The organism is Acinetobacter sp. CIP 101934, assembly GCF_000369585.1.
GTDB classification, from domain to species: Bacteria; Pseudomonadota; Gammaproteobacteria; order Pseudomonadales; family Moraxellaceae; genus Acinetobacter; species Acinetobacter schindleri.
Genome location: NZ_KB850094.1, coordinates 1,410,994 through 1,423,577 on the forward strand (window position 1 = coordinate 1,410,994; position 12,584 = coordinate 1,423,577).

The 12,584-nt window shown below is 42.3% G+C and carries 9 protein-coding genes; 1 reads left to right on the top strand and 8 read right to left on the bottom strand.

The genetic code is table 11. From position 1 onward, the window contains the following. Positions 1-4: 4 nt before the first annotated feature. From dnaE to F899_RS07085, 5 genes are all read right to left on the bottom strand, one after another. Complete coding sequence (gene dnaE, locus F899_RS07065) at positions 5-3,577, bottom strand: DNA polymerase III subunit alpha (protein WP_004894359.1); 3,573 nt, start codon at positions 3,575-3,577, stop codon at positions 5-7. A gap of 659 nt (positions 3,578-4,236) precedes the next feature. Further along, positions 4,237-4,932, bottom strand: coding sequence for a methionine ABC transporter permease (locus tag F899_RS07070; RefSeq protein WP_005221724.1), 696 nt, complete (start codon positions 4,930-4,932; stop codon positions 4,237-4,239). Then, complete coding sequence (locus tag F899_RS07075) at positions 4,929-5,954, bottom strand: methionine ABC transporter ATP-binding protein (RefSeq protein WP_005221726.1); 1,026 nt, start codon at positions 5,952-5,954, stop codon at positions 4,929-4,931. The genes F899_RS07070 and F899_RS07075 overlap by 4 nt, the downstream gene beginning before the upstream one ends. Before the next feature lie 73 nt (positions 5,955-6,027). Continuing rightward, the gene (locus F899_RS07080) at positions 6,028-6,903 is read right to left on the bottom strand and encodes a MetQ/NlpA family ABC transporter substrate-binding protein (RefSeq protein ID WP_005221728.1); all 876 of its coding nucleotides are present in this window, start codon (positions 6,901-6,903) and stop codon (positions 6,028-6,030) included. 590 nt (positions 6,904-7,493) lie between these two features. Further along, complete coding sequence (locus F899_RS07085) at positions 7,494-8,048, bottom strand: GNAT family N-acetyltransferase (protein ID WP_005221730.1); 555 nt, start codon at positions 8,046-8,048, stop codon at positions 7,494-7,496. A gap of 92 nt (positions 8,049-8,140) precedes the next feature. Between F899_RS07085 and F899_RS07090 the strand changes: the two genes are divergently transcribed. After that, complete coding sequence (locus tag F899_RS07090) at positions 8,141-9,091, top strand: DUF4062 domain-containing protein (RefSeq protein WP_005221732.1); 951 nt, start codon at positions 8,141-8,143, stop codon at positions 9,089-9,091. A gap of 47 nt (positions 9,092-9,138) precedes the next feature. Here the strand turns inward: F899_RS07090 and purD are convergent, their stop codons facing one another. From purD to fis, 3 genes are all read right to left on the bottom strand, one after another. Continuing rightward, positions 9,139-10,422, bottom strand: a complete 1,284-nt coding sequence (purD, locus tag F899_RS07095) for a phosphoribosylamine--glycine ligase (protein WP_005221734.1) — start codon at positions 10,420-10,422, stop codon at positions 9,139-9,141. 127 nt (positions 10,423-10,549) lie between these two features. Beyond that, the gene (gene purH, locus F899_RS07100; protein ID WP_005221736.1) at positions 10,550-12,124 is read right to left on the bottom strand and encodes a bifunctional phosphoribosylaminoimidazolecarboxamide formyltransferase/IMP cyclohydrolase; all 1,575 of its coding nucleotides are present in this window, start codon (positions 12,122-12,124) and stop codon (positions 10,550-10,552) included. A gap of 94 nt (positions 12,125-12,218) precedes the next feature. Further along, positions 12,219-12,488, bottom strand: coding sequence for a DNA-binding transcriptional regulator Fis (gene fis / locus F899_RS07105; RefSeq protein WP_001086304.1), 270 nt, complete (start codon positions 12,486-12,488; stop codon positions 12,219-12,221). Positions 12,489-12,584 lie beyond the last annotated feature (96 nt).

Here is a 12,584-nt window from a genome sequence, read left to right on the forward strand (position 1 = left end):
GAATTTATGAATATTGCGGCTGAGACTCGGCTTCATATTGCGCCAGGGCATCATCCATACTCATATCTGCAGGGGGAGGCGGCACTTCAACCGGCTTGGCCTCTTCATAAGATACCGCGCGGGCAGCTTTAGATTTAACCTGATATTCAATATGCAAGGCAGCCTTACCAAAGTAGTCCCGTAATTTGACCAGCAGCTCATCCAGCGGAGCGACTTTCCAGTTCAGGCCCAGATGCAGCTCAGTCGTTGCATAGTCATAATCCAGATAAAGAATGACTGGAATATGCGTACTCATATCCACATTGGTATATGGCATTAAAATCTGTTGCAGATCACGGCTGAGGGTTTTACTGTAATGTTCCGCTTGCAGGGTAATCTTGATGCTATTGGCTCGTTTCTGGCGGATTTCGTTCAGGCTAAAGGCTTTAGTCAGACGACCCATTGGACGGTCAAAACCTTCGCGCTCATAAATTTCGCCTTCAATTACCACCACTTGATCCACCTGAACGATGTCTTTAAAGCGGTTAAAACGTTCATGATTGGTGGATACTTCAATCCGTGCCGTACCATCATCCAGCGTCACCATCATCCGGTTCGGGAAGTTGGCTACATCCACTACCAGACCTGCAAATACTGTCGTCACACCACGGCGGGTTGGGGGCAGTTCATTGATCTGACACGGTACAAAAGCTTTCAGCTCATTACGGTAAACATCAATCGGGTGACCAGTCAGATATAGACCAAGCGTATCTTTTTCGCCTTTAAGGCGGACTTCATCGGACCACGGTTTGACTGGCTTAGAAGGTTTGCGTTGAACTTCTTCAACTTCACCAAACAGATCCATAATACCAGTTTCACGGTTTTGGCGAGCCTGATCCGCAGCCTGTACCGCTTCAGGGAGTTGTGCCATCAGGTCAGCACGCTCGATGCCCAAGCAATCCAAAGCACCGGCACGAATCAAGGCTTCCAAAGTCCGTTTATTGATTTTTTTCAGGTCAATACGATGGCAGAAGTCAAACAGGTCTTTATAGGGACCTTCTTTCTGACGGGATTCAATCACCGACTGCATAGCCGCTTCACCAACGCCTTTAATCGCTCCTAGGCCATAGACAATGGTTTTTTCATCAGTAGCATGGAACTGGTAGATCGACATATTGACGGATGGTGGTAATACTTCCAGATTATTCTTGCGGCAGTCATCAATCAGGAATACCACGTTATCTGTATTCTGCATTTCCGAAGACATCACCGCTGCCAGGAACTCAGCCGGATAATGGGCTTTCAGCCACGCCGTCTGGTAAGCAACAAGAGCATAAGCTGCCGCATGCGATTTGTTAAAACCATAGCCGGCAAACTTTTCCATATAGTCGAAGATATGGTTAGCCGTGGCCTCATCAATATCTTTTTTCGCAGCACCTTCAATGAAGATTTTACGCTGCTTGACCATTTCCTCAGGCTTTTTCTTACCCATGGCACGACGCAGCAAGTCCGCGCCACCGAGGGTATAGCCGGCACAGAACTGTGCAGCCTGCATTACCTGTTCCTGATAGACCATAATCCCGTAAGTTGGCTCTAATACGCCTTCAAGCAGGGGATGCAGATATTCAAACTCACCGCCGTGCATACGATGGATAAAGTCAGGAATCAGGTCCATTGGACCCGGACGGTACAATGATACGAACGCGATAATCTCTTCAAACTTGCTTGGGCGTGCTTCTTTCAGCATCTTTTTCATGCCCACGGATTCAAACTGGAAGACCGCGGTAGTATTGGCTTCAGCAAAGACCAGATAAGCATCTTTATCATCTAGCGGGATATAAGCAATATCCAGCGGTTTATCGCTCTGAATTCGTTTATTGATATTCTTAACCGCATCTTCAATTACGGTCAGGTTACGCAAACCCAGGAAGTCGAACTTCACCAGGCCGGCTGCTTCAACATCGTCCTTATCGAATTGGGCAACACGCGCAGTACCATCAGCATCACACATCACAGCTGAGTAGTCTGTCAGCTTGGTTGGTGCAATTACTACACCACCGGCATGTTTACCGGTATTCCGGGTAATACCTTCAAGCTTGAGCGCCATTTCCCAGATTTCAGAAGCATCGTCATAATCCGGATTGGAGGGATTGGTAACGACGTCTTTCAGTTGTGGCTCGGCTTCCAGAGACTCTTCCAGGCTTAAACCCAAAGGTTTGGTGGGAATCAGTTTGGAAATGCGATCAGCCAGACCATAGGATTTACCGAGGACACGTGCCACGTCACGAATTGCCCCTTTGGCCGCCATGGTACCGAAGGTCGCAATCTGGGAAACTGCTTCTCGGCCATAAGTACGCGCTACATAATCAATTACGCGGTCACGACCAGCGATACAGAAATCGACGTCAAAGTCAGGCATCGAAACACGTTCCGGGTTTAAGAAACGTTCGAATAGCAGGTCATAACGCAGTGGATCAAGGTCAGTAATTTTTAAACTGTAGGCTACAAGAGAACCGGCACCTGAACCACGGCCCGGACCTACCGGTACACCATTCCCTTTGGACCACTGAATGAAGTCCATTACGATCAGGAAGTAACCCGGGAAGCCCATGTCCAGAATAATCTTGATTTCAAAGGCCAGACGTTCATCATAAGGCTGACGGATTTCCGGCCAGTCCTCACCACGTTGTTCAGGGGGATACAGAAAGTCTAGGCGTTCTTCCAGACCGACTTCACATAAATGGGTAAAATAACTGCCTATGGTATGACCTTCCGGAATCGGATAGTCTGGCAGGTCATTAAAGCCTAAACGCAAGGTGACATTGCAGCGTCTTGCGATATGAAAGGTATTTTCAATCGCGGTTGGAATATCCGAGAAAAGCTCTGACATTTCTGCTGAACTTTTAAAATACTGTTCAGGACTATAGGTTTTAGGGCGGCGATTATCACCAAGTACATAACCATCGGCGATACAGACACGTGCTTCGTGCGCTTCAAAATCTTCGCGTGCAATAAAATGCACATCATTATGTGCGACTACACCGATATTATATTTTTTGGCGAGTTTGACCGCTTCTTCAATGAAAAGGTCTTCATTAGGACGACTGGTACGAGTAAGCGCTAAATATACGCGATTACCAAATTTCTCTACCCATTCTTGTAGTAAAGGTTCAGCCTTATCGGGATTTGAGGTAATCAGCATTTTGCCGACATCAGATTGCATACCCAGCAATACGATCATGTCATCGTGCTGCTTTAAGATCCAATCTTTTTGTACACAAGGAATATCTAGTTGTTGGCCGCTAATAAACCCTTCAGAAACCAGTTCGGTCAGGTTACGCCAGCCTTTATTGGTCATGGACAGCAGGGTGACACGATGTTCGGCATCATTCAGGCGAATTTCAGAACCGAGAATTGGCTTGATGCCTTTATCTAGGCATTTTTTATAGAATTTGACCGCAGCATGGAGATTAGATAAATCGGTTAGCGCGAGTGCTGGCATCTCGTCATTTGCGGCAGCTTTGACCAGGTCCGGTATCCGTACGATGGATTCAGTAATCGAAAATTCTGTATGAATACCAAGATGAACAAAGTGCATAAATGAGTCCCTGCAAAAACCACTCGATAGTTTAGCACGGGATTTATTGTTTCAGTTTGAAATTGAGGGGAAATGGCTAACTTTTAGGTCAAGTTTGTATTTGTTCTTTTAAACTGATTATGGGCTAGAGGTTTGGAGATATTTCCTTTTACTTTTGACGGGGCAAAAGTAACAAAACCCCTTTGTTGATCTGATGGTACATCCCTGTACCACAGATCAACAGGCGACATCCCTGTCGCCATGACATGTAACAAATACTTTTCTGATTTTTTAATAGGGCTTTTTTTCAATAAGGGTTCAAATTGCTAATGCTTTTTTAAGAATTTATGAGAGAGATGATAGTGCCTATTGGCTCTTGAATAAGTTGTAAAGCTTGCGGAAGACAGGTCAACAGGCGACTTCCTGTCGCCGTGACATGTAACAAATACTTTTTTGATTTTTTAATAGGGCTTTTTATCAATAAGGGTTCAAATTGCTAATGCTTTTTTAAGAATTTATGAGAGATCTGATGGTGCCTCTTGGCTCTTGAATAAGTTGTAAAGCTTACGGAAGACAGATCAACGGCAGCATCCATGTGTTCGCTTCGATGTTTAAGATACAGATATTTTATGGGTAGAAAATAAAACCCTCAAAAAGAGGGCTTTATTTAAAGAACTAGATTAACGAATTCGGGATAACCAGTCACCGAGGCTTTGTACAATCTGCACCAGAATCAACAATACGATCACCGTCATGATGACTACAGAGGTATCAAAACGCTGATAACCATAAGAAATCGCTAAGTCACCAATACCACCCGCACCGACAGCACCGGCCATTGCCGTTGCTCCAATCAAACTGATGGTAGCAGTAGTCAAGTTTAGAATGAGTGAACTGCGTGCTTCAGGTAAAATAAACTTAAAGATAATCTGCATTGGCGTTGCACCCATGGCTTGGGCAGATTCGATAATGCCCTCATTTACTTCCAGCAGAGAGGTTTCTACCAAGCGGCCGATATAAGGCCCCACATAAATGGTCAAAGGCACAATTGCTGCCCAAGTACCAATTGATGTTCCGACCAGAAATTTAGTCAGTGGAATCACTGCGATCAACAAGATAATGAATGGCAGGGAACGCAGTGCATTTACAATCGGATTTAGACCATGATAAATCACCCGGTTTGGCAAAATTCCATTTGGACGAGTAACTAATAGAGTAATCGCCTGAATAAAACCCCAGATACAACCAAACAGCATCGCGAAGAACACCATATGGAAAGTTTCTTGCAGTGCGGTCACGAACTGGTCCATCGACAGCGAGCTTTTCCAGAAAGGCGCAGTGATCGTAGTAAGCCACTGTACAAATAAGTCTCTCATTCCTGTACTCCTGCCTGATCTACCTGTACGCCGTGATCTCTGAGATATTGTATTGCAGCTGTAATTTGTGCAGGATCACCGAGAAGCTGGATAAACATCTGTCCAATCACCGAACCATTAATTTCAGTCATATTGGCAAACAGGATATTCAAACTGATATCAAACTGTTTAATCACGCCCTGAATCACAGTTTCCTGCGCTGAGCTACCCAGGAACTTTAAACAATAAATACTGTGGTGATTCTGATTTTCCAGATTCGTCAGAATATTTACGGGCAAGTTTTGCTGTAGTACGGTTTGAATAAAGTTTTTCGTGGTCGGATGCTGAGGCTGACTGAAAATCTGTAAGGTAGAGCCAGTTTCAATCACATCACCTTTTTCCATGACTGCCACATAATCACACACAGTTTCAATCACATCCATTTCATGGGTGACCATCACAATCGTAATGCCTTGTTCCTGATTAATGCGTTTCAGCAGTTGCAGTACAGATTTAGTCGTTTGCGGATCGAGTGCTGAGGTTGCTTCATCACATAACAAGATCTTTGGATGATTTGCTAAGGCACGGGCAATACCGACACGCTGCTTCTGACCGCCAGAAAGTTCATCTGGAAAAGCATTGCGTTTATGTTTTAAATCAATAAAGTCCAGCAATTCTTCAAGACGCTTTTCCCGTTCAGCTTTACTCCAGCCAAGCAGTTTCATTGGCATTTCAATATTGGAAGCCACAGTTTTGGTCTGCATCAAATTAAAATGCTGGAAAATCATGCCAATCTGGGTACGTTCCTGACGCAATGATTTGGCATCCAAAGCAGTAAAATCTGTACCATTAATTATTACCCGGCCCGAAGTTGGTCGTTCCAGCAGGTTAATCAGGCGAATCAGGGTACTTTTACCAGCACCACTATAGCCAATAATACCAAAGATACTGCCAGTCGGAATCTGCAAGTTGATCCGGTTCAGGGCATGCAAGGTCTGGCCCTTCAGCTCGTACTGTTTGGAGATGTCTTTAAATTCAATCATAGTGTCAAATACTGCATCACGAATAAAAAAACAGGCAAGTTATCCTTGCCTGTTTTGAGTATTGATTATTGTATTACTTTGCTTCGGTCAAATAAGTTACCGGTTTGTTTACCGCAACCTTTGTACCGCCAAAGTGTTCATCAACATAGGCTTTCACAGCAGGAGTATGATACAACTGGCCAACTTTTTGAAGTACAGGATCATTTTGACGATCGGCTGCAACTGCTAAAACGTTCACGTTCATTTTAGTGCTTTGATCAATGGCTTCATAGTAGATCGCATCTTTCAATACGTTCAGACCACCTTCCATTGCCAGGGTATTACCTAAAACAATCGCATCGACTTCATCTTTTACACGTACCGCTGTTGCCATTTGAATCGGCTTGATCACGATCTGTTTCGCATTTTCAGTGATGTCAGCAGGCGTACCTTTAACCAGATCAAAGTTTGGTTTAAGTTTTACCAGACCCGCAGATTGCAATAATAACAGTGCACGTGATTCATTTGCGCCGTCATTTGGAATGGCAATCGTAGCGCCAGTTTTAAAGTCTTCTACTTTTTTTACTTTGCTTGAGTAAATCCCCATTGGCTCAAGATAAGTCGTAGAAAGTGGAGCAATCTTTTGTGTATTAGCGTCGTTATAAGCCACCATATAGGCATAAGACTGGAATGCGTTAACATCAATTTCTTTATTGGCAACAGCAGTGTTCATCGACACATAGTCAGTGAAGTTTTTTACATCCAGCTTGATGCCAGCTTGCTCGGTTTCAGGTAAAGTGGCAATGTAGCGCCAGATATCAGCATCTGAACCTGTAGAAGCCATAGTCACTGTTTGCAGTTCGCCTGAGTCTTTGTTTTGTGCTGCATCCGTTGCAGGGGCTTCTTGTTTTCCGCATGCAGTTAAAGTCAATACAGATGCACTGAGTAAAACGCCAAGTAGCTTTTTCATAAAGATGTCCTAATTCTCGTGTTGCCTAAAGTATATGCATTTTAAGGTCATGTTAAAGTGGAGTTTTATTACACTTTCATCTGACTCTAGATCGATGTCGCATGTGGCTCCGGCAGGGAAAATGCAAATGTACTGCAATAGTTCACGTTAGTTTGATCGGTTTAGAGTTCACCAAATGCTATATACTTTTTCTATTTGGAGAAAGTAAATAGAGATTATTTAAAGATATAGTCGTAAATGATGCTCTGGATGGGCGCAATCATACCAATTATTGTTTATTCAATATAGTGAATAAAAAAATGATTGCTTATCTGATTAAGTGAATAGCTAATTCATAAAAATGTTAGTAATTACAATATATTATTTTTACTTTAAATAAATTGAATACTCATTCTGATGAAAAGATGATCTTTATAATATTTTTGCCGATATTAAGCATAAAAATGCATATAGATAAATATAAGAAAAATATCTGATTCTTGGGAAATTAAGAAAATTCTATCTTAACGAGATAAATCTTTCCTTCATGCTCACTAGGCGATGCAGGATCTGATCTTGGTTTTTTTAGTTCATGATACTGCAAGCATGTTTTAACAGAAGGGGATATGCAGATAATCCGAACGCTGTTTTTCATAGAGTACGTGTCTACACAAGATATGATCGGAAGATACAAGCGGATGGTCAAATTCTCCTAGTTTTTCTAAGCCAATATTTTGCATGACACGTTCTGATGGTGTGTTGATGCGAGCAGTAAAAGAAATGACTTTCTCTAGACGCAGGGTTCTAAAGGCATATTTCAGTACAGCTTTTGCACCTTCAGTTGCATAGCCTTGATGCCAATATTGTGGCAGTAAACGCCAGCCAATTTCAGGGGCATCGGCAAATTCTAGTTCAGGTGGATGAACATTCAGACCAATAAATCCGATGAATTCGCCTGTGGCTCTCAGTTCTACGGCAAACAAGCCCCAACCACGTTTTTCGATGTCTGTGCGGATGCGTTCTAGAAAAGCAGTTGCCTCAGTCGCATCGAGTTTTTTAGGGAAGTAGTGCATGACCTCGTCATCTGCACACATTTGGATAAATGGGGCAGTGTCGGATTCCTGCCATTGGCGCAGAATCAGGCGAGGGGTTTGGATGTTTGTCATAGATAAAGTTAATCTGATTTATTGATCATTGTTTGTAAACTTATGTAATTCTATTAGAATATTTATCAAATTAATTTGTTATACGAAATCTAATGAAAAAATATCAAGTTTTCATATCATCTACATACTTAGATTTAATCAATGAAAGACAAGCAGCGGTAGAAGCGATTTTAAAAGCAGGCCATATTCCAGCAGGTATGGAGCTATTCACAGCTTCAAATAAGAGTCAGTGGGACATTATCAAGAAATGGATTGATGAATCTGATATTTACATGCTGATATTAGGTGGTCGTTATGGATCTATCGAACCTGAATCAGGATTGAGTTATACAGAGTTAGAATATAATTATGCATTGCAACAAAACAAACCTTTGTTTGCTGTGGTCATGGAAGATGAAGCGCTACAAGCAAAAGTTCAATCAGTTGGTACTAAGGTTTTAGAGCTTGAGAACCGACCTAAATGGGAAAATTTTAAAACTAATGTCACATCTTATATGTGCTCATTCTTTGAAGATTATAAAGATATTAAATTAGCAGTACACGAAAGTATTGGACAATTAGAAAAAGAAAATCAAGTTGTTGGTTGGATTAGGGCTGATTCTGTACAGAATCCTCAAGAATATTTAGATCAAATCTTAAAATTGCAGCAAGAAAATAGAGTGCTGCAACAAGAAAATGTTTTATTAAAACGCAAAAAAGCGAGCAACAATACTTCGGAAGAGGATATAGCAGAATTAATTGAGCTTTTCTCACAAGAAAAGGTTAGTTTAAAGAGCTTAAAGAAAGAGGAAGATAGTTTCCCTGATGAGATTACTGTGTTACATGCAATAAAGAGTTTTCAAGATAAGATAGTAGTTGGTGTAAACAACTCAATGAATGCAACAAAACTGGATATGTTTATTTTTTATGAGTTAGCGCCAAGATTAATAATCCATAACTTAATGCAACAACAGAAACTAACAAATACGAGCACGGCGAGTAATGTGATAGTTACTGATAAAGGCAAAGAGCTTCTAGCTTATATAGTGAAAAATAAATTATAAGCATAAAAAACCCCGAACGAATCGGGGTTTTTTATGCTTAAATCAAATTAAGCATTTTCACGTGCAATTGCGCGATAACCAATATCTTTACGATATTGAACGCCGTCGAATGTCACTTTTTCGCAAAGCTCTAATGCTTTGGCTTGAGCTTCACCAATGGTGTTACCAAGTGCAGTTACGCAAAGTACGCGACCACCAGCAGTTACGATATCGCCATTCTCAAGTGCTTTCGTACCTGCATGGAACACTTTCGCATCTGCCATTTCAGTGTCTAAACCTGAAATCACATCGCCATTGCTAGACGTTTCAGGGTAGCCACGAGATGCAAGCACGATACCAACAGTTTTACGCTCATCCCATTCAGCTTCGGCAGGTAAGTTGCCTTCGATACCTGCTTGAACCAAATCAACTAATGATGATTTTAAACGCATCATGATTGGCTGAGTTTCAGGGTCACCAAAACGACAGTTAAACTCGATCACTTTTGGTTGACCTTTGTCGTCAATCATCAAGCCAGCATATAAGAAACCAGTATAAACATGACCGTCTTTTTTCATACCTTCAACGGTAGGACGCATCACTTCATTCATGGTTTTTTCAAACACGTCAGCCGTCACCACAGGCGCAGGTGAGTAAGCACCCATACCGCCGGTGTTTGGACCTTGGTCGCCTTCAAAAATACGCTTATGGTCTTGTGATGTTGCCATTGGCAAGATGTTGTCGCCATCAATCATACAAATGAAAGAGGCTTCTTCACCTGCAAGGAATTCTTCGATGACTACACGTGAACCCGCATCACCGAATTTGTTGCCAGCCAGCATGTCATCAATCGCATCAAATGCTTCTTGATTGGTCATGGCAACAATCACGCCTTTACCTGCAGCAAGACCATCAGCCTTGATCACGATTGGTGCACCATTTTTCTCTACAAAGGCTTTCGCTGCATCTACTTCGGTAAATACATCGTAGAAAGCTGTTGGAATGTTATGGCGTTTTAAGAAGTGCTTAGCGAATGCTTTAGAGCCTTCCAGCTGAGCAGCAAATTGGGTAGGGCCCCAAATTTTCACACCTGCCGCGCGACATGCATCGACTACGCCATTTACCAGTGGTGCTTCTGGGCCAACAATGATCAACTCAATGGCATTGTTTTTAGCAAAGTCGATAATTGCGGTGTTATCTAAAATGTTCAGTGCGACATTTTCACATTTTGGTTCAGTTGCTGTACCCGCATTTCCCGGTGCAACAAAAACTTGTGTAACTTGTTCATCTTGTGCGATTTTCCATGCCAATGCATGTTCACGACCGCCACTACCCAAAACTAAAATATTCATCGGTTCATACTCCATGAATCGAAAATGACATAAAGTCCTCAACCTTTAAAGGAGAGGACTTTATGCAAGATTAGAAATCTATGTCTCTTAATGTAAATGACATTGTCATTACAATTTAATCCATCAATTAGTGACGGAAGTGACGCATGCCTGTGAATACCATTGCAATGCCAGCTTCGTCAGCTGCTGCAATTGTTTCTTCATCACGCATAGAACCACCCGGTTGGATAATGCATTTGATACCAGCTTTGGCAGCGTTATCAATACCATCACGGAATGGGAAGAATGCGTCAGACGCCATTACAGCACCTTCAACCACAAGACCTGCATGTTCAGCTTTGATTGCAGCAATACGAGCAGAGTTGACACGGCTCATTTGACCTGCGCCCACACCAATGGTTTGACGATTTTTCGCATAAACAATCGCGTTAGATTTCACGTATTTAGCAACTTTCCAAGCGAAGATCATGTCATCAATTTCTTGTTCAGTTGGTGCGCGTTTAGTCACAACTTTAAGATCATCTTTAGTAATCATGCCTAAGTCTTGATCTTGAACTAACAAACCGCCGTTTACGCGTTTGTAGTCAAGTTGTGCAGCACGTTCGTCAATCTTTGGAAGTTCGCCACATACTAGTACGCGTACATTTTTCTTCGCACCAGTGACTTCAAGCACGCCTTCAGCAACGCTAGGAGCGATGATTACTTCAACGAATTGACGGTCAACAATTGCTTGTGCAGTTTCAACATCTAATTCACGGTTGAATGCAATGATGCCGCCGAATGCAGATTCTGGATCAGTTGCATAAGCAAGATCGTAAGCAGCTTTGATACCGTCTAAAGATACTGCAACGCCACATGGGTTGGCATGTTTAACGATGACACAAGCAGGCTTTGCAAATGATTTAACACATTCAAGTGCAGCGTCTGTGTCCGCAATGTTGTTATAAGAGAGTTCTTTACCTTGTAACTGTTTTGCAGTTGAAACAGAAGCTTCAGTTGCAGCTGGATCTACATAGAATGCAGCAGACTGATGCGGATTTTCACCGTAACGTAAATCTTGAGCTTTGTTCAATTGTGTATTGAAAGTACGCGCGAATTTGTCAGCCTGACCCTCCTCGACACCTACGCGAGCGCCTAAGTAAGATGCGATCATACCATCGTATTGCGCAGTATGTTCAAATGCTTTCACTGCCAGGTCAAAACGGGTTGCATAAGATAAAGCACCTTCCGCTTTAAGCTCAGCAATTACCGTTGCGTAGTCAGATGCATTCACTACGATACCGACAGAAGCATGGTTTTTTGCAGCAGCACGAACCATAGTCGGACCACCGATGTCGATGTTTTCGATCGCATCAGCAAGTGAACAGTTTGGTTTTGCTACAGTCGCAGCAAATGGATATAGGTTAACAACAACAAGATCGATCGCATCGATGTTGTGTTCAGCCATCACAGCTTCGTCTAGACCACGACGGGCCAGAATGCCGCCATGAATTTTCGGATGTAGTGTTTTAACACGGCCGTCCATCATCTCTGGGAAACCAGTGTGCTCTGAAACTTCAACTACAGCGACATTATTGTCTTTCAACAATTTATATGTACCGCCAGTAGATAAAATTTCTACCCCTAGAGCAGCAAGGTTTTGTGCAAACTCGACAATACCGGTTTTGTCGGAAACAGAGATTAAAGCGCGTTTAATAGTCATGATCTTCGTCACAGTTACCAAGGAACAGATTAAATCTAAATAGCTAATTTACAGTCAAAAAAAATGCCTGCGATTAACGCAAGCATTTTATCATTTATTCACTCATTAAACCGTGTGCTTTTAACTTTTTACGCAAAGTACCGCGGTTTAAGCCGAGAATTTCAGCAGCGCGGGTCTGGTTACCACGCGTATATTCTAGAACTACAGATAGAAGAGGCTTCTCCATTTCTGCCAGCACCATGTCATACACCTGAGAAGGTTGCTCGCCTTGCAGTTGTGCAAAATAGTGGCGAACTGCGCGATCTACGTGAATACGAAGAGCGACATCAGATTGTGCAGTAAAAATAGGAGATTTGCTATTCATGCGAATTAATCCGAAAAATCAAATACCACTTGGGTAAAGTGATATATAAAAGTGGTCTATAAATTAAATGAGCTTCTGTTTTAGATCCTAAAACAG